General features: G+C 51.2%; 24 protein-coding genes. 12 read left to right on the top strand and 12 right to left on the bottom strand.

Going from position 1 to position 25799, the window contains the following annotated elements:
- Positions 1–9 precede the first annotated feature (9 nt).
- Positions 10–873 carry a DUF817 domain-containing protein gene (locus tag AC5SV9_RS09965; protein ID WP_475152088.1) on the bottom strand — a complete coding sequence of 288 codons (864 nt, stop codon included), beginning with the start codon at positions 871–873 and terminating at the stop codon, positions 10–12.
- 116 nt (positions 874–989) lie between these two features.
- On the opposite strand from AC5SV9_RS09965, the gene AC5SV9_RS09960 reads away from it, so the two are divergent.
- Both AC5SV9_RS09960 and AC5SV9_RS09955 read left to right on the top strand, forming a co-directional pair.
- Positions 990–1535 carry a DUF6942 family protein gene (locus AC5SV9_RS09960; protein WP_475152087.1) on the top strand — a complete coding sequence of 182 codons (546 nt, stop codon included), beginning with the start codon at positions 990–992 and terminating at the stop codon, positions 1533–1535.
- A complete protein-coding gene (locus AC5SV9_RS09955; RefSeq protein WP_475152085.1) occupies positions 1522–2001 on the top strand; it encodes a hypothetical protein in 480 nt (159 codons plus the stop codon). The genes AC5SV9_RS09960 and AC5SV9_RS09955 overlap by 14 nt, the downstream gene beginning before the upstream one ends.
- A 5-nt stretch (positions 2002–2006) precedes the next feature.
- On the opposite strand, the gene AC5SV9_RS09950 is transcribed toward AC5SV9_RS09955, so the two are convergent.
- Genes AC5SV9_RS09950 through AC5SV9_RS09935 form a run of 4 tightly spaced genes read right to left on the bottom strand, consistent with a single transcriptional unit; the run spans position 2007 to position 6337 of the window.
- Complete coding sequence (locus AC5SV9_RS09950) at positions 2007–3536, bottom strand: PepSY-associated TM helix domain-containing protein (protein ID WP_475152083.1); 1530 nt, start codon at positions 3534–3536, stop codon at positions 2007–2009.
- Complete coding sequence (locus tag AC5SV9_RS09945; protein WP_475152081.1) at positions 3537–3800, bottom strand: hypothetical protein; 264 nt, start codon at positions 3798–3800, stop codon at positions 3537–3539.
- Positions 3790–4056: a hypothetical protein gene (locus tag AC5SV9_RS09940; protein ID WP_475152079.1), complete on the bottom strand. Its 267-nt coding sequence runs from the start codon at positions 4054–4056 to the stop codon at positions 3790–3792. The genes AC5SV9_RS09945 and AC5SV9_RS09940 overlap by 11 nt, the downstream gene beginning before the upstream one ends.
- A 7-nt stretch (positions 4057–4063) precedes the next feature.
- Entirely contained in the window at positions 4064–6337 is a 2274-nt protein-coding gene (locus tag AC5SV9_RS09935; protein ID WP_475152077.1) for a TonB-dependent receptor, read from the bottom strand.
- Between the two features lie 195 nt (positions 6338–6532).
- Here AC5SV9_RS09935 and AC5SV9_RS09930 point away from each other — a divergent pair, with 195 nt between their 5' ends.
- Positions 6533–7966, top strand: coding sequence for an amidohydrolase family protein (locus tag AC5SV9_RS09930; protein WP_475152075.1), 1434 nt, complete (start codon positions 6533–6535; stop codon positions 7964–7966).
- A gap of 23 nt (positions 7967–7989) precedes the next feature.
- Here the strand turns inward: AC5SV9_RS09930 and AC5SV9_RS09925 are convergent, their stop codons facing one another.
- On the bottom strand, positions 7990–8376 hold the full coding sequence (locus tag AC5SV9_RS09925; protein WP_475152072.1) for a DUF4920 domain-containing protein: 387 nt from the start codon (positions 8374–8376) through the stop codon (positions 7990–7992).
- Between the two features lie 124 nt (positions 8377–8500).
- On the opposite strand from AC5SV9_RS09925, the gene AC5SV9_RS09920 reads away from it, so the two are divergent.
- The 5 genes from AC5SV9_RS09920 to AC5SV9_RS09900 all read left to right on the top strand — a co-directional run bounded on the left by AC5SV9_RS09920 (position 8501) and on the right by AC5SV9_RS09900 (position 11903).
- Complete coding sequence (locus tag AC5SV9_RS09920) at positions 8501–9100, top strand: peptidoglycan recognition protein family protein (RefSeq protein WP_273023110.1); 600 nt, start codon at positions 8501–8503, stop codon at positions 9098–9100.
- Complete coding sequence (locus AC5SV9_RS09915; RefSeq protein WP_475152068.1) at positions 9100–9489, top strand: hypothetical protein; 390 nt, start codon at positions 9100–9102, stop codon at positions 9487–9489. The genes AC5SV9_RS09920 and AC5SV9_RS09915 overlap by 1 nt, the downstream gene beginning before the upstream one ends.
- Positions 9490–9684: 195 nt before the next feature.
- Positions 9685–10470 carry a putative porin gene (locus AC5SV9_RS09910; RefSeq protein WP_475152065.1) on the top strand — a complete coding sequence of 262 codons (786 nt, stop codon included), beginning with the start codon at positions 9685–9687 and terminating at the stop codon, positions 10468–10470.
- Between the two features lie 115 nt (positions 10471–10585).
- The gene (locus AC5SV9_RS09905; RefSeq protein ID WP_475152063.1) at positions 10586–11335 is read left to right on the top strand and encodes an HNH endonuclease; all 750 of its coding nucleotides are present in this window, start codon (positions 10586–10588) and stop codon (positions 11333–11335) included.
- A gap of 106 nt (positions 11336–11441) precedes the next feature.
- The gene (locus AC5SV9_RS09900) at positions 11442–11903 is read left to right on the top strand and encodes a methyltransferase family protein (RefSeq protein WP_475152061.1); all 462 of its coding nucleotides are present in this window, start codon (positions 11442–11444) and stop codon (positions 11901–11903) included.
- An 18-nt stretch (positions 11904–11921) separates the two neighbouring features.
- On the opposite strand, the gene AC5SV9_RS09895 is transcribed toward AC5SV9_RS09900, so the two are convergent.
- From AC5SV9_RS09895 to AC5SV9_RS09880, 4 genes are all read right to left on the bottom strand, one after another.
- Positions 11922–12212, bottom strand: coding sequence for a helix-turn-helix domain-containing protein (locus tag AC5SV9_RS09895; protein ID WP_475152060.1), 291 nt, complete (start codon positions 12210–12212; stop codon positions 11922–11924).
- On the bottom strand, positions 12209–12436 hold the full coding sequence (locus AC5SV9_RS09890; RefSeq protein WP_475152058.1) for a type II toxin-antitoxin system RelE/ParE family toxin: 228 nt from the start codon (positions 12434–12436) through the stop codon (positions 12209–12211). The genes AC5SV9_RS09895 and AC5SV9_RS09890 overlap by 4 nt, the downstream gene beginning before the upstream one ends.
- Positions 12437–12596: 160 nt before the next feature.
- Positions 12597–15419, bottom strand: a complete 2823-nt coding sequence (gene uvrA / locus AC5SV9_RS09885; protein ID WP_475152055.1) for an excinuclease ABC subunit UvrA — start codon at positions 15417–15419, stop codon at positions 12597–12599.
- Between the two features lie 171 nt (positions 15420–15590).
- Complete coding sequence (locus AC5SV9_RS09880) at positions 15591–17867, bottom strand: TonB-dependent receptor (protein WP_475152053.1); 2277 nt, start codon at positions 17865–17867, stop codon at positions 15591–15593.
- A 296-nt stretch (positions 17868–18163) separates the two neighbouring features.
- Between AC5SV9_RS09880 and AC5SV9_RS09875 the strand changes: the two genes are divergently transcribed.
- Positions 18164–19171 carry a LacI family DNA-binding transcriptional regulator gene (locus AC5SV9_RS09875; RefSeq protein WP_475152051.1) on the top strand — a complete coding sequence of 336 codons (1008 nt, stop codon included), beginning with the start codon at positions 18164–18166 and terminating at the stop codon, positions 19169–19171.
- Positions 19172–19337: 166 nt separating this feature from the next.
- On the opposite strand, the gene pgmB is transcribed toward AC5SV9_RS09875, so the two are convergent.
- On the bottom strand, positions 19338–19985 hold the full coding sequence (gene pgmB, locus AC5SV9_RS09870; RefSeq protein ID WP_475152049.1) for a beta-phosphoglucomutase: 648 nt from the start codon (positions 19983–19985) through the stop codon (positions 19338–19340).
- On the bottom strand, positions 19982–22315 hold the full coding sequence (locus AC5SV9_RS09865; RefSeq protein ID WP_475152046.1) for a glycoside hydrolase family 65 protein: 2334 nt from the start codon (positions 22313–22315) through the stop codon (positions 19982–19984). The genes pgmB and AC5SV9_RS09865 overlap by 4 nt, the downstream gene beginning before the upstream one ends.
- A gap of 164 nt (positions 22316–22479) precedes the next feature.
- Here AC5SV9_RS09865 and AC5SV9_RS09860 point away from each other — a divergent pair, with 164 nt between their 5' ends.
- The 3 genes from AC5SV9_RS09860 to ssb all read left to right on the top strand — a co-directional run bounded on the left by AC5SV9_RS09860 (position 22480) and on the right by ssb (position 25795).
- Positions 22480–23709 carry an MFS transporter gene (locus AC5SV9_RS09860; protein WP_475152043.1) on the top strand — a complete coding sequence of 410 codons (1230 nt, stop codon included), beginning with the start codon at positions 22480–22482 and terminating at the stop codon, positions 23707–23709.
- Between the two features lie 67 nt (positions 23710–23776).
- Complete coding sequence (locus AC5SV9_RS09855) at positions 23777–25159, top strand: MFS transporter (protein ID WP_475152041.1); 1383 nt, start codon at positions 23777–23779, stop codon at positions 25157–25159.
- A gap of 21 nt (positions 25160–25180) precedes the next feature.
- On the top strand, positions 25181–25795 hold the full coding sequence (gene ssb, locus AC5SV9_RS09850; protein WP_475152038.1) for a single-stranded DNA-binding protein: 615 nt from the start codon (positions 25181–25183) through the stop codon (positions 25793–25795).
- Positions 25796–25799: the final 4 nt, after the last annotated feature.

Raw genomic sequence — 25799 nt, 5'->3', positions numbered from 1 at the left:
TTTTTATGGCTAGCGCGGCACATCAATACGCTGTTTTACGTACTTTAGCTGCGCCACTATGGTAAATGTCATGATCACCAGCAGCGACCACGAACTCCACTTACCCAAATGCACCACCGACCAGGCGCCGAGCTGATTCGGGTAACTCCACAGCCCCATAAAGGTGCTGATGTTTTCCGCCAGCCAGATAAAAAAGCCGACCAGCACAAAACCGAGTAATAGCGGCATACTGCGTTCGCGATCCAGCGGCGTAAAATACACCACGGTACGGGCATATAACCCCAGTGTCGCGGCGGCGATATACCAGCGGTAGTCGCCGATATAATGGTGAGTAAAAAAGTTAGCGTAAATAAGCAGCGCCACCAGCACTGCCATCCAGTATGGCGGGTGATGTACGACCCGCTGCTGCATCAGACGCCAGCTCTGAATAATATAACTGCCCACCGCGGCATACATAAAACCGGCAAATAGCGGCACGCCGAATACTTTGCTGTAGGCAAAATCCGGGTAGCTCCACGACTGTATACTGCCTGAGGTTTTAAACACCTCCAGCGCAAAACCAACCAAATGAAACAGGCAGATGGCTTTAAGCTCATCTAAGGTTTCCAGTTTGCTCCACACCATCCAGAATTGGATCAATAGCGCCAGTATAAGCAGCACGTCATAGCGCGGAATCGCCAGAATACCACTGCGAGGCACCAGCAACACGGACGCAAAAAACAATGCAACGAACAAACAGGCCCTGGCCTGCTTCAGGCCGAAAAACCAAAATTCCCAGCAAAAGCGGCGAAAACCTTCAGTATTTGCAGGCGGGGTAACCTGCATTAACCAGTTATCAAGCCGGTTAACGGCCGCGGTAGCAACAGATGACATAAGCATTCCCTGGCAAAGTAGCGGTCAAAATTACCCTGCAATCAGAAACAGAGCAACTGCTTATGCTAAAGTAGCCAGCTGAATTAAAGCTGAGTGCATATCCGGATTCGCGTGCAATGATATCTTTTTCACAATGTGGCGCAGGCTTTGGTGATGCGCATGCACAGGTTAATGTTTATATCGCCAACAGGCCGCCAATGGCTGAATACGCCGATTTAGCGGCAGTTGAGCCGTTGCAGAGCGGTGAAATTGAGCTGATTAACCGCGCTTGTGGTAACGGCTGGCGCAAGGTGTTTAATGTTTACGCTAAACTGTTGTTTGCACTGGATGCTAAGCAGTTTTCATTTACTGCACAGGCAAAAAGCTGGCAGTTGTTTCGCGACCAGTATTTACTGCAGGCGCAAAGTAATACAGCTCTGTGGTTTAGTGCCCCGTTGTTGGACGGCTGCCGGCAGAAAATTCATATTATTGCTGGCCGCACTTATGCTAAAGCTTTGCTGGATGCGGGCCTGAGCGCTCAGCTGAACTGGTTGAATAACGAGTTCGCGGTCGATAGCTATCACCGGTTGTTAGTATGCCCTTACTTTGACTATCGTCAGCTTAACAATGAAAAGCTGCTCTTTCTGGCGCAGCTGATTAAGGATCTTAATGAGACACCCTGAGTTACAAACGCAGCTGCAACAGCTTTGTACAACGCTGCAACGGTTTCAGTTTGGCATCGGCGGCAGTTGTCTGCTGTGGCAACTGGGGCTGGAAGCTTCACCCAATGATATTGATATTGTCTGTACAGAAGCAGATTTTCCCGCTATCTGCGATGCACTTAAGGCGGATGGCTTTACGGCACAAAATGCAGCGCCTCACCCGCAGTATAAGTCGGCACATTTTTGTCGTTTCAGCCAAAAAGGCTGGCCGGATATTGAACTGATGGCCGGTATTGCGGTGAAGCAGCACGATGAGCTTGTGCACTGGGCATTTAAGCCCAGGCAATGCCATTGGCAAAACCAGATCTGCTGGATGCCACCGGCCGACTGGCTGCAGCTGTATCAGTTGTTTAACCGGCCACAGCGGGTAGCGCAGTTAAAGCGTTACCTGCTGGAGTTAACGCTGCAAAGCCTGAATAACAGCTAGCGGCTTCAGGCTGTTTTTGCCCAGATGCTGTTGTCCTGCCGATTGGCCCGGCGCTGGCTGGCACGGGCCAGTAAGCAGAATAACACCGCCAGCAACACCGCCGTGCCTTCCACCGCGGGCCGCAGCAGAGCGCCTTGCAGCAGCGGGGTTAGAAAAAACGCACCGCTGCTATACCAGGCCGCAACAGGTACCAGCATTGTTAATAGCGCACACACATACAGCAGTTCTGCACCGGCTTTGGCTGGCTGGCGGATAAAAGCCCAGACTAAAGCGGCACAGAATACGCTGAAATACACTGTGCTGTGCCAGGCTTCAGCCAATACAGAACCAGCAATAAACAGCGCAGAAACGCCCGCCACAGAGCCCAGGCAAACACCCAGCGTAAGTGATGCCATCAGGCGTACTTTGGCTGGCTGTGCGCCGCTGTTGCGCCGCCGTACTTCCAGCCACAGCAGGTTGCCGCTGTAAAACAGCAGCGCACCCGCCAGACCCAGTACAAAGTACAGCCATTTTGAGGCATAACCGGCAAAGTCGCCGTAGTGCAGGTTTTGTAAACCACGCAGAAAAGTTGTACCTGGCCGGAATTGCTGCGGGCTTAACATTCCGGCCAGTTCACCACTGGCACTGTTAAGCACTACGGCGGCATTTTGGGTTAAGGTAGCCGATGGCAGGTGGCCATAAATAGTTACGGTGCCGTTGGTATCGTCTGCATCGTGGTAATACAGCATTTCCGGCTGCATGGCTGGCATATGTTCAGCGGCTAGCGCCAATAATTGATCTGGCGGTAACATTTTTGCCTGCACGCCTGATGGTTCAACATGCGCAACCACATCAAAATCCGGTTCTAAAATCTCCAGCAGCTTGCCGTCAAACACCAGAAACTGAAATGGCGCCAGCATTAAAAAACCAATGGTGAGCACCGCGCCGCTCCAGGCGAAAATAATGTGAAACGGCAGTGATAACACGCCGATGACATTGTGCATATCCAGCCATTTGCGTTTGGTACCTTGATCAGAGCGGAAGGCAAATAAGTCTTTAAGAAACACCGGTGCATAAATCACGATACCGCTTAGCAGCGCCAGGCCATATAAAATGCAGGCTATGCCAAACAGGTACAAACCGGTCTGCCTTGGCAAGCCGGCAGTAAAGTGCAGATCGTAAATCAGGCTGATAAAGTCCTGCCGGGCAAGCTGTGGTGTGGCGTCAGGCTGAGCATCGGCGATAAATTTATACTGCTTGCCACTTTCTGCGTCGTACCACAGCAGCGCCAGCTCAGGGCCGTGCGCGCCGGGCAACAGCAGGTTAAAGCCGTGCGCTGCATGTGGATGCTGTTGCAATACCTGATCGATCAGCGGCTGGGCCTGAGCCAGCGATGCCGGGGCACTGCGCTGTTGTACGGTGCCATGCCATTGCTGTAACTCATGCACAAATACCGAGATAGCCCCGGCATAAAAGGCAATAAACAGCAGCAAGCCGGTCAGTAAGCCGGTCCAGGTATGCAGATTACGGAAGCTTTTCTGGGTGCTGACTTTCATTTATCCCGCCACGACATAAGTTTTGATCAGCCATAACAGGCTGTAGCTAAACACGGTTAACACGGTAAGTAACAGCCACAGTTTTTTGTTGCTGCGGCTTAAGTACATCAGCGCCATGATCAGCACCCATACCGGAAAGGTGAACAGCAACCACGGCATCACAGAGCGCTGTGCTTCACCCGGAAACAGCAGCGCCAGTATGCCAATCAGCGCTATGGTAAGCGGCAGGCCGAATAACAGTGCCGCCCAGTGTTTAGCGGCCATGTTTCACTCCTTTACGCCGGATCAGAAACGGCAGCACTACCCAGTACAGCATCAGTAATGTCAGCGTGAGGTAAACCGCTGGCCAGAAACCATAGCCCGGGGTTAGTAACCATAGGGCTATCAGCAAAGTGGTTATCGCGACAATCAGCAGCGCTGGCCCAGGCAGTTTCTTTTGCAGCAGCTGTTGCTGCGGTGCCAGCAAGTACACCGCAAGCGCACAAACAACCAGGCAGATAGCGGCCAGAAGTAGCATCATAAGCCGGTTACCATTGCCACTGTAAACCAGCGCCAACTACACGTGGTGCGCCGAAAATAGCCACCTGTTCACCGGCCCAGTGATACTGCGTATAGCCTTTATCGAATATGTTGTTAACGAACAGATACGCCGACCAGTTAGTGCTGTCGTAACTTATCCGGGCATTAAACAGCGCCCGGGACGATAGCCACAAGGTGCTATCACGCGGGCCGGTACTGACTTTGCTTCTGAAGTTGCTGTTAACGTTTAGCGCCCAGTTGTCTGCCAGGTACCAGTTTGCACCCAGTGCGGCGGTATGGCGCGGCGCATAAGCAAATGGCTGGCCGGAAAAGTTGCTGATCATCGCACCGGCAATGGCGTCAAATTCGTCATACTGGGTTTTGGAATAGGCATAAGAGCCGTACCAGTCAAGCTGATTATTGATGCGCTGGCGTAACTCAAACTCGGCGCCGTACAAGTGTGATTTACCGGCATTAACTGTATGCGAGTCAAAGCTGTTGATACCAAAATTGGCAATAACCTGTTTGTCTGTCCAGTCGATGTAGTACAGGTTGCTATTAATCGTCAGGTTTTGATCCGGCCAGTTACTGCGCCACGCCAGCTCGTAGTTAGTGGTAAATTCTGGCTCATAGCCAAATACTTCGCCACGGGCAATGTTGTACGAACTGCCACCCGAGCGGTAGCCGCGCTGCACGGTAAATGCCAGCGATTGCTCAGCACTATACTGCCAGCGCGCACCCAGTTTGGGTAAAAAGGCATTAAAATCACGGCTGCTGGCCGGTACGCTGCTGGCCGCATCGTTAACCATGCCAAGTACGGCGTTATTGATGCCGGTAAAGGCGGCGTACAGTGCCGTTCCCGGTGCGCCAAAACTGGCCGGGTCTGGCAGGGTGCCAGCAAAAACCGCAGTAGTGTTTGACTGATAATCGTATTGCTCGGTATCAAAACGGGCGCCGGCCAGCAAAGTCCACTGCGCTGATAATTGATATTCCAGGTCAAAAAAAGCTGCCAGGTTTTCTGATTGTGTCGGGCTGATATTGTTGTAGTCCACCGGGATCACCGGCAGCGCCTGTCCGTATAACGCGGCGAGTTGCTGCGCTGTGGTGGCATCCAGCCCGCTGCCCTGTAGCACGGCGGCAATGGTTGGCAGAGGCGTGACAACATTGGTCAGAGTAGATGTCTTGCTGTCCATTTCGCGGCGTGACCAGTAAAGGCCCGCCAGCGCCCGCAAGCTGTCGCCGCTGTAGTGCAGCCGCAGTTCCTGCGATAAAGTATCGAAAACACCGTCGGTCAGGCCATAGGCCAGGTTTTGCTCAGTCTGGTCGTTGTCGTAGCTACGAAACGCATCAGAGCGCGTTTTAGCAGTAGTTGCCGAAACAGACCATATATCATTCAGCTGGTAATCCAGCTCCAGCGTGGTGACATCGGTAACAATATCGGTTTTGCTTTCTGCATCTGAGCGGTTGATACGGTTGTTGTAGTAATCATCCTGGTCAATGGCGCTGTATACATACATATAAGGCCCTTCAGAATCGTCGCGTAAATGGGTAAGTCTGGCACTGAAACCGGGCAGTGCTTTGGGTGTCCACAGCAGTTTTATCCGTGCCGACAGCGCATCTACTTCATCTTCTGGCTCGTTACGGGTAATGTTGTGTACGTAACCGTCAAAATCGCGCTTTTCCAGCGCAACACGAAATGCCAGCTCGTCTTCAATCAGCGGGCCGCCACCGGCAAAGGCAATACGGCGATCAGACGGGTCGGAAAACTGTACTCTGGCCTTAGCTGCCCAATCCATTGTCGGCTCGGCTGAGCGCATCACAATGGCACCGGCCAGCGCGTTTTCACCCTGAATGGTCGACTGCGGCCCACGCATTACTTCTACCTGGGCAATGTCCCAAAGGTCAGTCGGGCCGGCATCGGCAATCTGGCTTGGCAGTGCGGCACCGTCTAAATAAATGGTCGCCAGCGGATTAGAGGCGCCGGCTTCATCGGCAATACCGCGGATAGTAAAACCACGGCTGCCATACATGGCCGACACATTGGCGGTGCGGTTTAAAATATCGTCCAGGCTTTGCAGGTTTTCCTGCTCAATTTTAAGTGCTGTGGTTACCGCCACACTGCTGGTGGTGTCCTGTATCGATCGGTCAGTTTTTTCACCCCTGACAGTAATGGTTTCAATCTGCCGCTCTGCGCTGATATCAGCAGTAGTTTGTGCATATACGGGTAAACAACTTAAAGCGACAGCGACGGCAGATAGCCTGAAACGGGATGGGAACAACATTACAGCTCCATGTATTTATTTCAACTACGCAAACAATAACGCGAATGATAATGGATCTCAATAATGCTTCAAAAAGAAATATACTGTTTCTGATTATAAAACGCGATAGAACGGATATCTGACTCGATAACAGCACTGGCCGACTGACTGTGCAACGGCGACACTGCTACAGAATTGAATAAACAGAGAATAGCTATGTTGTTATCGTTCCGTTTTTTGCTACTCGCATTATTGCTATCTACGGTGTTTACATTGCAGGCAAAGCCAGTGTTACTGCACAACATACAATTAGTTGATGTAGAACGCGGCACCTTAGTGCCTGATCAGATGGTGCTGATTGAGAAAAACCGCATCAGTGCCGTGCTGCCAGTTTCCCGCCTCACTGAATACAGTGCTGCTACCTTAGTCGATGGACAGGGCCGCTACCTGATCCCTGCGCTGTGGGATATGCATGTACATTTTGAAGGCCGGGACCTGATAGAAGACAACGCGTTATTGCTGCCGGTGTATCTGGCTTATGGCATTACGGCGGTGCGTGAAGCTGCCAGCAACCTTGCCCCTGTGGTGCTGAAGTGGCGCAGCGAAGTCGCCAACGGCGAGCGCCTGGGGCCGCGAATTTTCACTGCAGGCCAAAAGTTTGAAGGTGTCGGGTCGATATGGGATGGCGATCTGGAAATTGCCAATGAGCAGGACATGTTAGCCGGCATGGATATGCTGCAGCAGCAACAGGTAGATTTTATTAAAATCACTGAAAATGCGTTGGCCGCCGATCTGTACCTGAAAACCATTAAAGAAGCACGCCGCAGAGGTATGCTGGTGTCCAGCCATGTACCGTATAGCACCAGCATTGCCGAGCTGGCTGATGCCGGTTTGAGTAGCATTGAACATGCATCTTATCTGCTGCGTTTAGGTTTTGCCGATGAACAAACCGTTGCCACTGCTGTGCGGCAGGGCAAAATGAGTAATGCCGACGCCAGCGCACATTACGCCGATGGTTTTGACCAGCAGCAGGCGCTGGCCGGCTATAAAATGCTGGCAGAAAAGCAGGTAGCGGTAACGCCCACATTAATTGGCGGGCGGCAGCTGGCGCATCTGGCTGATACGGATCACAGTCATGACAGCTTTCTGCAGTATCTGACACCGCAGTTTACCGATAACTACCAATGGCGCATAAACCGGATGGCGGACGAAACCGCAGAGCAAAGTGCTGCACGCAAACAGCGTTATCAGTTAATTGCCAGCCAACTGCCTTATTTGCAACAGGCGGGTGTGTTGCTACTCGCTGGCAGTGACTCTGCCGCGCTAAATACTTATGTTTACCCGGCACAGGCACTGCATGATGAAATGGAGTTATTTCAACAAGCCGGTTTAACGCCAGCGCAGATACTGCAAAGTGCCACGCTAAACGGTGCCCGCTTTATGCAGCTGGAGCAGGATTACGGCAGCATAACTGCCGGTAAAATGGCCGATTTGGTGCTGTTGCAGCAAAACCCGTTGCAGGACATCAGCGCAGTGCGCCAGCCAGCTATGCTGATTTATCAGGGCACAGTGTATGACCGGCAACAACTTGATGCATTGCTGAAAAAAGCCGCCGAGCGCCGGCAGCAGCTTACCGGCCAGCACCGGTAACATCAACACCCTGCTTACCGCTGTTATTCACTGATCTCCACTGCAGTGGGGTACAGCTGGTAAGCGTCCGGCTCTTCTTCTCCCTGTGGCCATAACCTTACCGTGCCCGTGGCATAAGCGGTTTTACCTTTTGCGCTGAGTGGAAATACCATATCGCCATCGCGCACTTTTATCCGAAACGGCAGCGTCGCATTGTCAGTGCTGAACTTCATCCAGCAGCCCTGCTTGCTGCAGACTGAATCAACAGTACCGCTGATGGTTACTGTTTTATCGAGATAGTCAGCGGGCTGCTGTAGCAGCTGGCTTACCGGCAGCACCGCCGTTTTGTCTACCGTTTCACCAAACAGTGTCGCGGCTTGTGCTGATAACAGCAGGCTGGTTAACAGCAAAGCATAAAGGGTTTTCAACATAGCATTTCTCCTGGAAGCAGCCATCTGCATCTTTAATATACAAAAAATAAACATAAAGTTTACCTTTTAAGTGTTTTACGCTATACCTGATACGGTATTTAGCTTAACAGGTTTGGAAAGCGCAATGTCTACAGTAGATAAAGACGGCATGCTGATCGATGCCAAAATCACACTAAAGCGTTACACCAGTATTGAGCACGGCAATTTATCCGCGGTAAAAGCTGTGGTGGTGCATCAGACCGATGCACCAACGGCGCAGCATACCTTTAACGGTTACAACGCCGGAGGTAATGGTGCACATTTTCTGATCGCGAAGAATGGGGACATTTACCAGACCGCCAGCACACAAAAGCGCTGTTATCATGTCGGGCGGCTGATTAAGTCCAAGTGCCTTACGCTGGACAAGAACAGTTGCGACAGCGCTGAAATGGCCGTCATTCTGGCCAAATCCTGGAGCAATCAGATAAAAGCGCTGGATGCACATGAGCGGCAAAAAGCTTACCCGGATCGTTACCCGGTAAACTCCGATGCGCTGGGTATCGAAATTGTCGGTAAGCACCTGGATGACACTCAGTATGAAGCCGTAACCCCGGCACAAAATACGTCACTGCAATGGCTGCTTGGTGAGTTATACAGTCACTTTTCGCTAACCAAAGCTGATATTTACCGCCACCCCGAGGTATCGTATAAAAACCCGGGCGAAGCTAAAGGAGCCAGTTGGTAATGCGCAGTATTATTCTAGCCAGTGTCTGTATTGTCTTGCAGGCGTGCGGCAGTCAGCCGCAGACATTTAACTGGGCAGATATCAACAATGTTTATATCGCCGATTTTGTTTCAGACGCGCCGCAACAATGTAAACCGACCGATGTCGATTTAAGTAATATTCAGGTAAAGCAGTTCTTTCAGCAGGCGTCAGAAGTGGAACATAAAACACTGCATGATCATTACAACTATGCCCCCTGTGCCATTGAAGGCACGCTGACGTATCAGAAACAAAGTTGTAACTGGCAGGTCCGCGCCGGCGGCACAGGTTATATTCAATGCGCCGGCGACTATCATTACTTCGCCTGCGATAGCTGCGAACAGCTGTTTAATTCCTCTGTACAAAAATAACACGGGTTATTTCCACGCCTGACAACAGCATCAAATGATGCTGTTGTTCTTTGCCTGCGTTCTACACTTCCGTTACATAGCTCACAAAGTAAAGCAAAGGTGTTTTTATTGATAAATTAATTATCTTTTGTTTTACATTTGTTTCTGCTGTCTGTACTATGCGCGCCGTTATTACCAACTTAGGGAAATTTAACAATGATGTTCAAGTACTTATTACCTGCGATTGCGCTGGCAGGCTCTGCCGCTGTTACTGCTGAAGAGTATCAGTTGTTTACTGAACTTCGCGCCAGCCATATCGACTACAGCAGCGATAATACATGGTCTGTAAACGGCTCTTACTTCTTCGATAAGAAACAAACCTTAGGCCCGTTAGACCAGTTTGAATACATTAATAAAGTAACTAATGTAAATGCAGCATTTAGCCGGTTTGATGATGAAAATTTCTGGGCGGTTGGCGGCGAATATTTTGCTGAAAACAATCTGGTGGTTTCAGCCCGCTATACCGAAAATGCTGGCTTTCACGCCACAACAGTGGGTATAGGTTACCTGGTTTCAGATGACTTTATTATCCGTGCGCAAGCCGCAAAGCCTGAAGAAGGTGATACACGCTACCTGTTCTCTGCCAGCTATAATCACCAGCTGCAGGGTAACGACTACATTGGTTTTACTGCCCACACCGATGATGAGTTTGATCAGTATGGAATCAGCAGCAAATACTTCGCCAGTTTGGGTTCAGACCGTTTTGTTGCCTTAGGTGTATCACTGAAAGAAGAATTCGACCGTTCAACATGGGCAACCAATGCTGATTACTACTTCAGTAAAATGACATCGGTTGGCGTGTCTTACAACAAAGATGATAACTACAGCCTGAATGCCAAGCACTTCTTTAACCAGAATTGGGCACTTGAAGCCGGCTTTGGTAGCAACACCGATACGTCTGATGCCAAGGTATACAGCTTAAGCGTCACCGGCCAGTTCTAAGTTTAACGGGGAGTTACACTAGCGTTTTGGGGCAACAGTTGTTGCCCCTTTTTTATTTGTAATTTCAATGACATTATGTTGGTTATAAAGGAAGGCTGAGATATGTAAATATAATATGGCAACAGTACGCTGGACGAGACAACAAAGCTTAGTCGTGTTTAGTCTTTATTTCCGTTTACCTTTTGGCCGGTTTCATTCCCGCAATCCTGACGTTATTCAATATGCTAATTTGATTGGCCGGACTCCTTCAGCTGTTGCGATGAAACTGTCTAATATCGCAAGTCTTGACCCTGCTATCACTCAAAGTGGTCGCTCTGGTCTGACTGGGGCTTCTAGTGCGGATAAAGCGATGTGGCAAGAAATGCAGCAAGACTGGGCAGCATTTTCTGTCGCTATGGCGCAAGCTGAACAAGAGTTGGGTGCAGATAATTTTACTGATTGTGTGAATACAGCGGACAATGCAGAGACAACTAAATTGGCATCAGTGAAAGTACGAATTGGTCAGCAGTTTTTTCGCAGTGCAGTACTAAGTGCCTACAACCAGCGCTGTTGTATCAGTGGCTTGGCTAATCCAAAACTACTGGTGGCCAGCCATATAGTGCCGTGGAAGACAGATGAACAAAATAGGTTAAATCCACATAACGGGTTAGCCTTATCGGCTTTGCATGATAAGGCTTTTGATTTGGGTTTGATTACTGTTGATGAAGACTATCGAGTCGTCGTGTCCAGTCGAAATACTGATAAAAGCGACCAGTTTTATACTGCTGCAATCGCCAGCTTTCATGGCAAACCTATAACATTGCCTGAAAAGTTTTATCCAGCAGCACAGTTCCTGGCGTTTCACCGTGAGCATATTTTTCAGTAATCCGAACGGCTGCTCGACCCTTTAATATGCACCTAGAAGCGCAATCACAAAAAATTTCAGCTCTAAGCATTATGATGCAACTACAAAAAATCAATGGATAACAGCAATGCTAGCACTTGAACTTAAAATTCCACCAGTGGCTCTGGCAGTGTTATTTGCGCTGGCTATGTGGCTGCTGGCACAGCTAACGCCGTCTTTTGCAGTACCACTATTATGGCGGCAGGTATTGGCTGGTATCTTTACTGTTACCGGTACCGTTATTGCGCTGTCGGGTGTACTGGCGTTTCGCCGCGCCAATACCACGGTAGACCCGCGCGTGCCGCAGCAAAGCTCCAGCCTGGTGATTCGTGGTATTTACCGTTTTAGCCGCAACCCTATGTATTTAGGTTTTTTATTGCTGCTGTTGGCGTTAGCGTGTTATTTGATGAATGTGGCAGCTATTGCACTGCTGCCGCTGTTTGTGCTGTATATGAACCGGTTTCAGATAGCGCCGGAAGAGCGCTTTTTACTGCAAAAGTTTGGCGCTGAGTATCAGGTTTACTGCGAAAGAGTGCGGCGCTGGGTATAAAAACTCTGCAGCCTATAACTAGTGATTATGGCTCTGTGCTTTTACTGGTTTAATGGTTAACTCGAAGCCACAGGCATGAGCGTACTTGAGTAAGGTCGACCAGCTGGGGTTTGCGTTTCCCCGCTCCAAACGGCTTACATTGCTTTTCTGTGTTTGCATTTTTTCAGCGACTTGCGCCTGAGTCAGCCCTGCCTGAGTTCGCATTGACAGTAGTTGGTCAATAAAGGCAAATTCATTTTCAAGTAAATCGTACTCAGCCTTTACTTCCGCATTAGCTAAAGCGCGTTGCTTAAATTTTTGCAGGCTCATAACTTCTGTACCTCGTTTTGCCGCTGTCTGGCTAATTCCAGATCCGCTTTTGGCGTTTTCTGCGACTTTTTAATAAAGGCATGTAACACAAATATATGCCTGCCCTTTAAATAACAAAACAACCCCCGGCCGATACCTTCCGCTGCTTTAGCCCTTATTTCGAACAGGTCGCTACCCATAGACTCGGTATGTGGCGGCCCTAAGTTCGCACCATGTTTCTCCATTCACTCAAGCAATTTCAGCATTCTCGCCTGAATCTTTGGCGGCATGGCCAGGATCTGTTCATCTACGCCTTTGTAAAAGTCGATTTTCCAGTTCATAGATGACTCTTGAGTTGCTTTATATGATAACTCTCCAGCTTCGGGCTGTCGAATTATTGTTCTGTTAACTGAGCAACGGTTTTAAGTATTTGCCGGTATGCGATTTTTCACAATCTGCTACCTGCTCTGGTGTGCCGGCGATCAGAATTTCCCCGCCGCCGCTGCCGCCTTCCGGGCCGAGATCAATAATCCAGTCGCCGGTTTTAATCACATCCAGGTTGTGTTCTATGACCACTATCGTATTGCCGTGGTCACGCAGGCGGTGCAGTACGTTCAGCAGTTGCTGAATATCGTAAAAATGCAGGCCGGTAGTAGGCTCATCCAGTATGTACAGCGTTTTACCGGTATCGCGTTTACTTAACTCGCGCGCGAGTTTCACCCGCTGTGCTTCACCGCCGGAAAGCGTGGTAGCCGACTGGCCTAGCTTAATGTACGTCAGGCCCACGTCCATCAGTGTTTGTACTTTGCGTTTAATAGCCGGTATGGCTTCGAAGAAGTCGAGCGCATCTTCTACTGTCATATCCAGCACTTCGTGAATATTTTTGCCTTTGTACTTTATCTCCAGCGTTTCACGGTTGTAGCGTTTGCCTTTACACACATCACACGGTACATACACATCGGGTAAAAAATGCATTTCTACCTTAATTACGCCATCACCCTGGCAGGCTTCGCAGCGCCCGCCTTTAACGTTAAAGCTAAAACGGCCGACCTGATACCCACGGGAACGGGCTTCCTGCGTACCGGCAAACAGTTCGCGCACCGCAGTAAAAATACCGGTGTAGGTGGCGGCGTTCGAACGCGGTGTACGGCCAATCGGGCTCTGGTCGATGTCGATCACCTTATCGAAATGATCCAGGCCTTTAATTTCGCGGTGCGGGGCCGGGTCGTCGCCCTCGCCTTTGTTCAGCACACGGTGTGCCACCCGAAACAGGGTGTCGTTAATCAGCGTGGATTTACCCGAGCCGGATACACCGGTAATACAGGTCATTAAGCCAAACGGAATGGCAATATCGACATCTTTTAAGTTATTGCCGCTGGCGCCTAATACCTCCAGCCACTTTTTGCCGGGTTTATGCCGCTTTTGTGGTACTTCAATTTTACGGCTGCCCGATAAGTATTGGCCGGTCAGTGATTCCGGCGACGCCATCACTTGTTCCAGCGTACCCTGTGCCACCACATTACCGCCGTGCACACCGGCGCCCGGGCCGATGTCGATAATATGATCAGCAAGGCGTACCGCGTCTTCATCATGCTCTACTACGATCACGGTGTTACCGAGATCGCGCAGATGGGTTAAGGTGCCAAGTAAACGGTCATTATCGCGCTGGTGCAGACCGATAGAGGGCTCATCCAGCACGTACATCACGCCCACCAAACCTGCGCCAATCTGGCTGGCCAACCGGATACGCTGCGCTTCGCCGCCGGACAGGGTTTCAGCACTGCGCGACAGGTTAAGGTAGTTCAGGCCAACGTTAACCAGAAAACTCAGCCGATCCTGAATTTCTTTCAGCACCTTTTCTGCTATCTGTGCCTTCTGCCCGGTTAAGGTTAGCTGCCGGAAGAACGCCATACAGTCGCCGATAGACAGCTCGACCACTTCGGGCAGGTTAACCTTACCGATAAACACATGCCGCGCTTCTTCGCGTAAGCGCGTGCCGTGGCAGCTGGGGCAGGCCTGATGCGCCAGGTATTTGCTCAGCTCTTCGCGCACTGCATTCGATTCGGTTTCGCGGTAGCGCCGCTCCATATTCGGCAAAATGCCTTCAAACGGGTGGCTGCGCTGCACGATGTCGCCACGGTCGTTTAAGTACTTGAAGTCGATTACCGTGTTGCCGCTGCCGCGCAAAATGGCGTCCTGCTGCTTTTTGCTCAGGCTGTTAAAGGGCACATCGAGCGCAAAACCGTAGTGATCAGCTAACGATTTTAACATCTGAAAATAATAGAAGTTGCGCTTATCCCAACCGCGAATGGCCCCGCCGGCCAGGCTCAGTTCGTCGCTGACAATCACTTTATTCGGGTCAAAATATTGTTTTACGCCTAAACCGTCACAGCTGGGGCAGGCGCCGGCCGGGTTGTTAAAGGAAAACAGCCGCGGTTCCAGCTCGACCATTGAATAGCCGCAGCTGGGGCAGGCGAAATTGGCCGAGAATACCAGCTCTTCAGCGTTTGGCTCGTCCATCAGCGCCACCCGCGCCACACCGCCGGATAAACCGAGCGCGGTTTCAAACGATTCAGCGAGGCGGGTTTTAATATCGTCGCGCACTTTAATGCGGTCGATCACCACTTCAATAGTATGTTTTTTATGTAAGTCCAGCTTTGGCGGATCAGATAAGTCACACACTTCGCCATCGATGCGGGCGCGGATATAACCCTGTGCGGCTAAGGTTTCCAGCGTTTTAACGTGCTCGCCTTTGCGCTCTTGCACCACCGGTGCCAGCACCATCAGTTTGGTGCCTTCGGGGAAGGCGGTAACCTTATCAACCATTTCACTGATAGTTTGCGCTGCCAGTGGTAAATCGTGTGTTGGGCAGCGCGGCTCGCCTACACGGGCAAACAGCAGACGCAGATAGTCGTAAATTTCGGTAATGGTACCGACAGTCGAGCGCGGATTGTGCGAGGTAGATTTTTGCTCGATTGAAATCGCCGGCGATAAGCCTTCGATATGATCGACGTCGGGCTTCTCCATCAAACTCAAAAACTGCCGCGCATAGGCCGACAGGGATTCAACATAACGGCGCTGGCCTTCAGCATACAGCGTATCAAATGCCAGTGACGATTTACCCGAGCCGGATAAACCGGTGATCACAATCAACTTATCACGCGGTATCGTCAGCGAGATGTTTTTCAGGTTGTGGGTGCGGGCACCGCGAATATCGATTTTATCCATTGTGATTTCCGGTTATGACAACGAAGGCTTTGAGGCTGTACAAATATACACTACATAAGGTTAATAAAAAACCACCCGTACGGGTTCTGATTGGCGGCTAACATTTATTTTTAGCGAAAAAAAGCCTCCGAACGGGTCGGAGGCAATATGGGTGAAGAGAGGGAGTAAGGTTTAAAAGGTATAACTGATACTGAGCTCGATACTACGCGGCATAATGTAACGGCCATTCGGGCTGCCCGAATTACGCGGATCGCCTTCGGTAATGCCATCTTTATCGGTCAGGTTAGCGACAGATAACTGGGCTTTTAACTGCTCGGTAATATCCAGCTGCACACCCAGATCAATTTTGCTGTAACCATCCAGTGTGACGCCGTTGGCATTATCGCCATAGCGGTCGCCTACTGCTGACACTGTGCCATATAGCGTGGCAAACATATCACCGACGTCAAAACCGTAGCTTGGTGTTATCCGCAGCATCCATTTGGGCTGACGTAATACCTGCTTACCTATAATCGGAGAGTCTGGTTCATTGGAAACTTCCGTGATTTCAGTATCCTGCACGGTAGCGTTCAGGTTTACCGCAAAGCCATTATCAGCACGGTAGTTGGTATCAAACTCGATACCCTTGGCTTCGGTGGTTAACACCTCAACCGGTCCGCCAGGACGGGGTACAAACAGCTCACCGTCGACTTCGTTGTAAAACGCGGTCAGGTACATGCTGTAGTTTTGCTCGGCCCATTTGTAGCCGAACTCATACTGGGTGACTTCTTTAATTAACTTGTCACCGCTTTCAAAGGCGCCGAAATTGTCGCGAAAATCGTCGAAAAACGGCATTTTATTGCCTTTGTTAACGCGCGCGAATACGCCCATGTTGCGCTGCCACATCCAGTTTACACCGGCAGTCCAGGCGGTTTTGCTTTCATCGTAGTCAACAGCTTTGCTGATATCGCCGGTTAAGCCTTCGTCTACCACATAGGTTATTTTGTGGTTTTCGCGCCGGGCGCCAACGTCTACCCGCCATTGCTCGTTCAGCTGATACTCTACCGCGGCATACACCGCACTGGTGTCACCGTCGCCGGTGGCGTCAATATCATAGTCCCAACCGCAAGTGGTTAGGCTGTCGTTACAGTCGATGCCGCTTAGCGTTTCGCCGCCTTTTTCTACAACAAACCAGGATTGGTTACCGATAGACCACCAATCCTGCACTGAGAAATTGGTCGCGTAATAACCGAGTGTAAAGACGGCGTTGTCAGTGGTTTTACTGACTGACAGATCATTGGTAAAGGCATCGATATCTTTTAAGACTACCCAGCGGCCAATTTGCTGCACTGCGGTATCGTCATCGTACACTGTGCCGGTGGTGACGCCGGTTACCGGGCCATTAACACCAGCCACGTTACCCAGGGTGGTGGCGCCGCCTTCCGGCACCAGTCCCAGTGTATTGGCTTCGCCATCAATATGGCTGAAGCGGTACATTAAGCGCCAGCTGTCGGTTAGGTCTAAATCGACAGTGCCGCCGGTAATGCCGCCTTTCCAGCCGCGGCCATCGCCAAAGTCATAGCTTTGCCGCTCGTTATCCGGGCCATAGGCTATCTCACCGAAGCGGTTATTCGGGCCAATCTGGCTGTAGCTGTTATCAACCCCGGCCACGTTCAGCGCAACCGGTAAATGCCAGACACCGTGGTCGTCGGTTTGGCGGGTATAAACATTAATGCTGCCGTTATCCAGCTCTTTGGTAACGTTAATGGTGAACTGGTGGCCTTTTTCCGAGTTGAAGCCGGTTTCACGTGGCCCTTCAGAACGGCTGATATAGCCGCCTGCCATCACATATAGCCGGTCGGCAATTTCGCCGCTCACTACGCCGTCTACCCGGCGCAGGCCGTAGCTGGAGGTAGAGAATTTCACCAGGCCTTCGGTTACTTCACTGCCTTCTTTTAACAGGAAGTTGGTGGTTAGACCGGGCTGACCGTTGGACAACACCGGCGTAGAGCCGCCGCGCAGGGCTTCCATAAAATGCACGGTTTCATCCAGCCGGAAAATAGATGAGTTTTCTAAAAACGATAAGGTTGGCGGCGGAAATATAGGGGCGCCGTTTAATTGTATGGTTAAGAATGGTGCGTCACCGGTACTGGGAAAACCACGCACAAAGACGTTAGCACCGGCAATACCGCCCGAGCTTTCAGCCCAGACGCCGGGCACCACGGTAAACAGCTCTGCTGTGCTTTTCGGTGCCAGCCGGCCGATGTTTTCGGCCGACACATTGGTAATGGCGTAACTGGTATCTACCTTAAAGCCAGACATACCGCTGGCTTTACCGGTCACAACGATCTGTTCAATATCACCCTGCGGTTGGGTGTCGCTGGCTTGTTCGGTACTGGTCTGGGCAATAAGCGGCATGCTACAGAGCAATGCCAGCGCGGCACTGATCTTATTGAGTCGTGCGTTCATTTATTCTTCTCCTGCTATCCTGTCGATGATGGCACGGTCTATTGTTATTTGCCGGGCATTTTAATGCTCTGTCTGGCGTGCCTGATACCGTGCGAAACTAAACATAGGTGATATTGCAATCGATTGCAATAGTGTGATTGATGTTTTTGCATACGATTGCAAAGTGGGTTTGTCTTATGGGAAAGGTAAAGCGCCGCTTAACATTGCCGTGTGCAGTCTGTTCGGGCATTATTAAGGGCCGACAATGAATCAGCGTTAAAAAAGCAGGTATTGTGGCTATTACACCAGCAAAAGCTATGACTTTATCCGATATCGCCAGATTGGCCGGCGTATCTGAATCGACGGCATCGCGTGCACTTCGCGATAACCCGGTGATCAATGCCCAAACGAGGCAGAAAGTACAGCAGATAGCGGCTGAGCATCAGTTTAAAGTTAATGCCACGGCCCGCAGCTTACGTACGCAAAAAAGCTATACCATCGCTGTTATCATTTTGTTTGATGCCAAAACCCAGCAGGCAATAACTGACCCGTTTTTACTCGATATCCTCGGCGTGATTGCTGATGAGCTGACGCATCAGGGCTATGACATGCTGCTCAGCACCAGCAAAACCACCGACAAAGACTGGCGCAGTTACTACTTTGATTCTAAACGCGCTGATGGCCTGATTGTGATAGGCCAGGGCGAGCACGACGAGCGGGTTGAGCAATTAAGTGCCGCAGGTGTGCCTTTTGTGGTTTGGGGCGCTGCAACGGGTAACGAGCCGTTTCCGGTTATTGGCAGCGATAACCGTCAGGGCGCACAGCTAGCCGTTGCGCATCTGCTGGCGCAGGGTTGTAAGCGTATTGCTTTTCTGGGTGACATACGGCACAGCGAAATTGAAATGCGTTATTTAGGCTATCAGGATGCGCTTGCAGCGGCCGGTATTAAACCCGAGCCAGCACTGCAACTGAATACCGATTTTACCGCGCAGGACGGTTATTTGCAGACACAGCAGGCGCTGTTTAAAGAGCTTAACAATCTCGATGGCATTTTTGCTGCCAGTGACGCTATTGCAATGGGGGCGATGAAAGCCTTACTGGAGCATGGTATTAAGGTGCCACAGCAGGTGGCGATTGCCGGCTTTGACGATATTGCGATGTCGGCGTACTGTACACCGTCGCTGAGTACGGTAAAGCAGGATACCCATGCCGGCGGTAAATTGCTGGTGGCGCAGCTGCTACAGCGGATCAATGGCAACAAAGCGGCTTCGCAGTTATTGCCGGTGAAGTTGATACAGCGCCAGTCCAGCTTGCGGAAAAGTTAGCTTTTCTTACAGGTTATGAAGCCAGATGGAGAGCTAAACTTTGCCGTGGCTTGCGTTACCATTGCCGTCGGGCCCGCCACAGCAACTCGCCCTTATGCCTACGGCAGGGCTCAGACACTCTGTGTCGCCCCGTCAGCAGTGCTAACCGCCACTGCTTAGGAGCACACTAAACATTCAGCAAATCTGTCAGTGTAATTGCAGCTACGTCCGGGTAAATCTTTAATGCCCCGTTTAATACTGCGGCATCACCAATAGCTATGGCCTTCATACCGGCACGGTTAATGGCTTCGATGCCAGCCTGAGCATCTTCGACACCAATACAATGCGGTGGCGCGACACCCAGCCCCTTCGCTGCCAGTAAAAACACCTCGGGGTCGGGTTTGCTGTTTATGACCTTATTGGCGTCGGCAATATAGTCAAACTGTGCCGCTATACCTAAACGCTCAACGACAAAGGCGGCATTCTTACTGGCTGAGGCGAGGCCAATTTTAATACCGCTTTGCCGTAATGCAGTAAACAATGGCTGTACGCCCGGGTACAGGTTGTCCGGCGTAATATGGTCAATCAGCTGAAGATAATGCGCGTTCTTTTGCTGCATTAGCCGGTTTTCATCGGCGCTGCTCAGGCTTACGCCGCCTTTTTGCAGGATCCAGCGCAGTGAGCCTAAGCGGTCAACGCCTTTTAACTGCTCGTTGTCATGCTCGTCAAAGGCAATGCCTAACTTGTCGGCTAAGGCCTTCCAGGCGTAAAAATGGTAAATGGCGGTGTCGGTCAGCACGCCGTCTAAATCAAAAATAACGGCCCGGCAGCTCATGTGGATGCTCCTATTACGCGGCTGATACTATCGCCCTGGTTAAGCGTAATGGCTTCTGCGCCGTGGTGCAGCGTTAACGGTTCGCCACTGAGTAGCTGATAGCTGGCCTGACGGCTGTCGGCGCTGAATTGCAGCACCCGGCCGCGGTAACATAAGCGGAAGCTGAGGCCAGGTAGCTGTGGCGGTAGCTGCGGCTTGAAATACAAACCTGACGGCCGTGAGCGTACACCGGCAAAGCCCATCACCAACGACATCCAGCTACCAGCCATACAGGCAATGTGTACGCCAAATTCGGTGTTGGCGTGGTGGTTATCCAGATCCATCCGTGCGCTGTCGCCAAAAAACTCATGCGCCCGGCCGGTATCTCCGGTTTCGGCGAACATAATGCTGTGAATACAGCTGGATAAGCTGGAGTCATGCGTGGTCAGCGGTTCATAGTAAGCCAGATCGCGCTGTTTCTGCACAGTCGGAATAGCATCATCCAGCAGCATTAACGCCAGTACCACGTCGGCTTGTTTTAATACCTGATGACGATAGATCACCAGTGGGTGGTAGTGCAGCAGTAGCGGATATTTGTCGGCCGGTGTATTTGCGAAATCCCAGGGCTTACGGTGCAGAAAGCTGTCGTCCTGCGGGTGCACCTGCAGTCTGTCGTCAAATGGCAGATGCATGTTATCTGCGGCCTGTTGCCATTGCTGCAGCTCTGACGTGGTTACGCCAAGCTGTGCCAGCAACGGGCTGTTTTCCTGTTGCAACTGCTGCATAATTTGCAGTGTAAAACGCAGCTGTAACTGTACCATCGCATTGGTGTAGAAGTTGTTATTCACCAGTGCCGAATATTCATCCGGCCCTGTCACCATATGAATTTCAAACTTACCACTGCTGGCAGAGAAAAAGCCGAGCTGCAGCCATAAACGGGCCGTTTCGATTAGCATTTCGGCGCCCATCTGCTGCATAAAAGCCCAATCGTCTGTCGCCAGGTAGTAACTGCGTATCGCGTAGGCTATGGCGGCGTTGATATGGTACTGCGCGGTGCCAGCCGGGAAATAGGCCGAGCATTCTTCTCCGCCAATAGTACGCCACGGGTACAGTGCGCCCTGGTTGTGCGACATTTGCCTGGCCCGCTCACGGGCGGCATCCAGTTGGCTGTAGCGCTGTGTTAGTAGCTGCCTGGCAATGTCCGGCCGGGTCAGGCTCATCACCGGCACGACATAAATTTCAGTGTCCCAGAAATAATGGCCATCGTATCCCGGCCCGGTTAAGCCTTTGGCGCCGATATTGCTGCTGCCGTTACGGCCAGCCGATTGCGCCAGGCTAAACAGATTAAAACGAATGGCCTGCTGCAGCGCGATGTCACCGCTGATCTGTACATCGGCTTGCTGCCAGAACTGTTGCCACCAGTTTTGGTGTGCGGTTAATAAAGCGCCAAAGCCTTGCTGCTTTGCCGCATCCAGTAAAGTCAGCGCCTGCTGGCTTAACGTGTTTTCATCAGTGCCGGCACTGTGGCAGTAAATCACCAGCTTATGCACACTTTGGGCAACGTTTTGCTCAAGTGACAAGCTAAATTGCTGTGTCAGTGTATTCGCCTGCTGTTGATCCTGACCGATTAACGTAGCACCGGCGGGCAGCAAGTGTGTTGTTGCCGCCGCAACAAGAAAATCGGCGCCTTTAGCACGGTGTAACATCAGGCCATGTTGCTGCTGAAACTGCTGGCTTAGCAGCGTTAAACTGTCGGCAATCGACATTTCACCCACGCGCGGGTCATCTTTTTTATAAAAGCCCGGGTAAGCGGCGTCCAGCTTGCTTATCAGCGTTATATCACCGGAAAAATTCAGGGCCGTGATCGTCAGTTCAATTGCCATCAGGTGTGTATTGGCTTGTGACACGAAACGGCGGCTCTGTACATGCAGCTGCTTGCCGCTTTTGCTACGCCAGTGCATGTCGCGCTGCAGCACACCCTGCTGCATATCCAGCGTACGCTGATGTGAGCTTGCTGTGGCAACGCTGACAGTTTCACCATCCAGCTGCAGTTGCAGCACTTTACCGTTAGCGACCTGCAGCATTTTATGATTATTGCGGGCAAAACCGTATGCTGACTCGCCATAGTGGATTGGCTCGCTACTGAATACCCCGTTTAAATAAGTGCCTTCGCAGCTGGCGACGCCCTCTGGCGCGCCTTCTTCCAGTGTGCCACGGCTGCCGATATAGCCATTCGCCAGGCTAAGCAGGGTTTCCTGCAGCAACAGATGCTGCGGCTGATAATGGCTGTCGGTCAGCGTCCAGGGGGCAACGGTCAGAGGCCGCACTGTAGCGACAGGATGTAACGACATAAAGCACACCTGATAAATTGCAGTAAATACGTCTAATATACAGTTTTTGCAATCGATTGCAATATGCAATAAAACCGTTGTATAGTGCAAAATGTCAGCAGAAAGACTGACAACAGGGTAAAACAACAATAGCTGTATCAACGGCATAAAACGAGAACCAGACTATGGCCACTTTGCGTATCCGCTTGTCTTTGCTACTGACGTATTTTGTGTTTGCTATTTTGCTAAACAGTGTCGGCACTGTGATATTGCAGGTTATCCATACCTATCAGATCAGTAAATCTGCCGCCAGCGTACTGGAAGGTTTTAAAGATATTCCGATTGCCGTTGTGTCTTTTCTTATTGCAGCTTATTTGCCCCGTCTCGGCTACAAGCGGGCACTGCAAGGTGCGCTGTTATTCGTGACACTGGCCTGTGTGCTTATGCCGCTGGTGCCGGCATTCTGGACCACCAAGCTACTGTTCTTTACTGTTGGTGCCAGTTTTGCGCTGGTTAAAGTGTCGGTATACGCCAGCATTGGCGTAGTAACCCGTAGTAAGGCCGAACATGCATCGCTGCTGAACTTTATCGAAGGCGGCTTTATGCTGGGAGTACTATCCGGCTACTGGCTGTTTTCGGCTTTTATGGACCCTGCTGCGCCGCAATCCAGCGGTTGGCTGCAGGTATATTGGCTGCTGGCCTTGCTGTGCGTGGCTAATTTGGTATTGCTAAGCAGTACCTCCTTTCCAACGCCGGAGTTACCTGCAGTGCAGCCGTTTCGGCAGGATTTTATCGCCATGCTGCAGCTGGTATATAAACCGCTGGTGTTTGTGTTTGTGTTGTCGGCGTTCTTGTATGTGTTGATTGAACAGGGTATTGGCAGTTGGCTGCCAACCTTTAACAATGAAGTGCTGGCGCTGCCCAATCAGTTGAGTGTGCAACTGACCAGTATTTTTGCCGCCAGCCTGGCGCTTGGCCGGATTCTGGCCGGGGTGGTGTTAAAAAAAATATCCTGGTACAGCCTGTTAAATTGCTGCCTGCTGGCAATGGCATTATTGATCATACTGACATTGCCGCTGACGCACGATATTCACGTCGATGCTGATGTCAGCCTGCTCAGCGCGCCACTGGCAGCCTATCTGTTCCCGCTGATTGGATTATTTATGGCACCTGTGTACCCGGTAATTAACTCGGTTATCTTAAGCGCGCTGCCCAAGGCGCAGCATGCCGCTATGACTGGCCTTATTGTGGTGTTCTCTGCCCTTGGCGGCACCACCGGTTCAATGGTAACCGGCTATACCTTTGCGCATTTTAATGGTCAGACGGCATTTTATTTATGTTTGTTACCCTTAACCTTGCTGCTGTTATCAGTTGGTTTATTTCATCGCCAGAGCAAACTTGCTACGCCCTGCTAGCGGTTAAATGCGATGGAAATACGCTTAAAGCCAGTGTGTTCTGTGCTACACTGGCGCGCTTATTTCAGTGGTTAATTCTTATCTGATGCATCATTTGAATTCGTTAGAAAAACGCTCTGCGGTTGCACTGGCGCTGGTGTTTTCCAGCCGCATGCTGGGGCTGTTTATGTTGCTACCGGTGTTTGCGTTGTATGGCCGCGAGCTAACCGGTTTTTCACCTTTATGGATTGGCCTGGCCATTGGTGCTTATGGCCTTACTCAGGCAATACTGCAAATTCCGCTCGGCTGGTTATCTGATCGCATAGGCCGGCATAAAGTGATGCTGGGTGGCCTGGCGTTGTTCGCTTGTGGCTCTGTGGTAGCGGCACTGGCTGACTCGGTGTACCTGGTGACGTTGGGCCGGGTGCTGCAGGGGGCTGGTGCTATTGCCGGTGCCGTGCTGGCATTGGCGGCAGATCTTACCCGCGATGAACAGCGGCCTAAAGTGATGGCGATTATCGGTGCCAGTATTGGCTTAAGCTTTGCGCTGGCTATGGTACTGGGGCCACTGCTGGCGAAATGGGCCGGTTTAAGCGGTGTGTTCTGGGCGACAGCCGTGCTGGCCTGTGCGGCTATGTTACTGGTGGCTTTTGTGGTGCCGAAAAGTGTCAGTAAAGCGCCGATGGCAGAAACGCTGGCGTTGCCGCAAAGCCTCGGCGCTATGCTAAAACACCGCCAGCTGCTGCAACTGGACATGGGCGTCATGCTGCTGCATTTAATGCTGACCGCAATGTTTGTGGTATTACCGTCGCTTCTACAGAACTACGGGGTGCAGCCGGTAAAACACTGGCAATTTTATCTGCCGGTGTTGCTGGGCTCTTTTGTGCTGATGATCCCGATGATGATTATTGCTATGCGCAAGTCACAGGAAAAAGGCTTTTTTCTGCTGGCGGTAGCCTTGCTGGTAAGCTCCATGCTGATGGTTTTGGTATTGCCGGGTTTTATGGCGCTGACGCTGGCAGTATTGTTATTTTTTATTGGTTTTAACTTTCTGGAAGCCAGTTTACCGGCGTTGGTATCGCGCATAGCGCCGGCCGGGCAGCGTGGCAGCGCTATGGGCATTTATTCCAGCAGCCAGTTTTTCGGTGCCTTTTTAGGCGGCGCGGCCGGTGGTGCCGTCGTGCAACATTTTGGCTACCAAGCTCTGTTTGCTGTACTGGCGGTTATTGGTTTAATATGGCTGGCAGTGGCCAGCACCCTTTCTATTCCGCCACGCGCGCAGCGCTTATCTTTGGCGGTATCGGTACAGACGGAACATCAGGCTAATCAGTTAGCTGCGCAACTAACGGCGTTAGCCGGGGTGCAGGAAGTGACATTGCTACTGGCAGAGCAGCGCTGTTATCTGAAAGTCAGTTCAGCACAATTTGACACAGCGCAGGCGCAGGCGGTGATCGCCGCTGCCGGGGCTTAATTATTTTTTAGGAGAATTCGCATGGCGCGTGGCATTAATAAAGTCATTCTGATTGGTAATCTGGGCACTGACCCGGAAGTACGCTATATGCCGCAAGGTGGTGCTGTGGCTAACTTAACGGTGGCGACATCAGAAAGCTGGACAGATAAAGCGACGAACGAACGTAAAGAGCAAACTGAATGGCACCGTGTGGTGATTTACCAGCGTTTGGCCGAAATTGCCGGTGAATACCTGCGTAAAGGCAGCAAAGTTTATATTGAAGGTAAACTGAAAACCCGCAAATGGCAGGATAAAGATGGTGTAGAGCGTTACACCACTGAAATTATTGCTAACGAGCTACAAATGTTAGATGGCCGTGGTGAAGGCCAGCAACAAGGGGGTGGTATGGGGGGCGGCCAGCAAGGCGGTTACCAGAAACCAGCCGCGCAGCAAGGTGGTTACCAGCAAGCGGCACCACAGCAGGCTTACCAGGCACCGGCACAAGGTGGTTATCAGCAAGCGGCACCACAGCAACAAGGCGGTGGTTATCAGCAGCGTCCGGCCCAGCCGCAAGGTGGTTACCAGCAGCCGGCACAGCCGCAGCAACGCGCGCCGATGGAACCGCCAATCGACTTTGATGACGATATTCCCTTCTAGAGTT

The sequence above is a fragment of the Rheinheimera sp. ATLC3 genome, assembly GCF_059429535.1.
This window is presented reverse-complemented; position numbering and strand designations above follow the sequence as displayed.

What these genes read in the sequence shown, in the direction of transcription:
- AC5SV9_RS09965 (WP_475152088.1), bottom strand. Translation starts at nt 873, where the DNA reads ATGTCATCTGTTGCTACCGCGGCCGTTAACCGGCTTGATAACTGGTTA.
- AC5SV9_RS09960 (WP_475152087.1), top strand. Translation starts at nt 990, where the DNA reads ATGATATCTTTTTCACAATGTGGCGCAGGCTTTGGTGATGCGCATGCA.
- AC5SV9_RS09955 (WP_475152085.1), top strand. Translation starts at nt 1,522, where the DNA reads ATGAGACACCCTGAGTTACAAACGCAGCTGCAACAGCTTTGTACAACG.
- AC5SV9_RS09950 (WP_475152083.1), bottom strand. Translation starts at nt 3,536, where the DNA reads ATGAAAGTCAGCACCCAGAAAAGCTTCCGTAATCTGCATACCTGGACC.
- AC5SV9_RS09945 (WP_475152081.1), bottom strand. Translation starts at nt 3,800, where the DNA reads ATGGCCGCTAAACACTGGGCGGCACTGTTATTCGGCCTGCCGCTTACC.
- AC5SV9_RS09940 (WP_475152079.1), bottom strand. Translation starts at nt 4,056, where the DNA reads ATGATGCTACTTCTGGCCGCTATCTGCCTGGTTGTTTGTGCGCTTGCG.
- AC5SV9_RS09935 (WP_475152077.1), bottom strand. Translation starts at nt 6,337, where the DNA reads ATGTTGTTCCCATCCCGTTTCAGGCTATCTGCCGTCGCTGTCGCTTTA.
- AC5SV9_RS09930 (WP_475152075.1), top strand. Translation starts at nt 6,533, where the DNA reads ATGTTGTTATCGTTCCGTTTTTTGCTACTCGCATTATTGCTATCTACG.
- AC5SV9_RS09925 (WP_475152072.1), bottom strand. Translation starts at nt 8,376, where the DNA reads ATGTTGAAAACCCTTTATGCTTTGCTGTTAACCAGCCTGCTGTTATCA.
- AC5SV9_RS09920 (WP_273023110.1), top strand. Translation starts at nt 8,501, where the DNA reads ATGTCTACAGTAGATAAAGACGGCATGCTGATCGATGCCAAAATCACA.
- AC5SV9_RS09915 (WP_475152068.1), top strand. Translation starts at nt 9,100, where the DNA reads ATGCGCAGTATTATTCTAGCCAGTGTCTGTATTGTCTTGCAGGCGTGC.
- AC5SV9_RS09910 (WP_475152065.1), top strand. Translation starts at nt 9,685, where the DNA reads ATGATGTTCAAGTACTTATTACCTGCGATTGCGCTGGCAGGCTCTGCC.
- AC5SV9_RS09905 (WP_475152063.1), top strand. Translation starts at nt 10,586, where the DNA reads ATGGCAACAGTACGCTGGACGAGACAACAAAGCTTAGTCGTGTTTAGT.
- AC5SV9_RS09900 (WP_475152061.1), top strand. Translation starts at nt 11,442, where the DNA reads ATGCTAGCACTTGAACTTAAAATTCCACCAGTGGCTCTGGCAGTGTTA.
- AC5SV9_RS09895 (WP_475152060.1), bottom strand. Translation starts at nt 12,212, where the DNA reads ATGAGCCTGCAAAAATTTAAGCAACGCGCTTTAGCTAATGCGGAAGTA.
- AC5SV9_RS09890 (WP_475152058.1), bottom strand. Translation starts at nt 12,436, where the DNA reads ATGGAGAAACATGGTGCGAACTTAGGGCCGCCACATACCGAGTCTATG.
- uvrA (WP_475152055.1), bottom strand. Translation starts at nt 15,419, where the DNA reads ATGGATAAAATCGATATTCGCGGTGCCCGCACCCACAACCTGAAAAAC.
- AC5SV9_RS09880 (WP_475152053.1), bottom strand. Translation starts at nt 17,867, where the DNA reads ATGAACGCACGACTCAATAAGATCAGTGCCGCGCTGGCATTGCTCTGT.
- AC5SV9_RS09875 (WP_475152051.1), top strand. Translation starts at nt 18,164, where the DNA reads ATGACTTTATCCGATATCGCCAGATTGGCCGGCGTATCTGAATCGACG.
- pgmB (WP_475152049.1), bottom strand. Translation starts at nt 19,985, where the DNA reads ATGAGCTGCCGGGCCGTTATTTTTGATTTAGACGGCGTGCTGACCGAC.
- AC5SV9_RS09865 (WP_475152046.1), bottom strand. Translation starts at nt 22,315, where the DNA reads ATGTCGTTACATCCTGTCGCTACAGTGCGGCCTCTGACCGTTGCCCCC.
- AC5SV9_RS09860 (WP_475152043.1), top strand. Translation starts at nt 22,480, where the DNA reads ATGGCCACTTTGCGTATCCGCTTGTCTTTGCTACTGACGTATTTTGTG.
- ssb (WP_475152038.1), top strand. Translation starts at nt 25,181, where the DNA reads ATGGCGCGTGGCATTAATAAAGTCATTCTGATTGGTAATCTGGGCACT.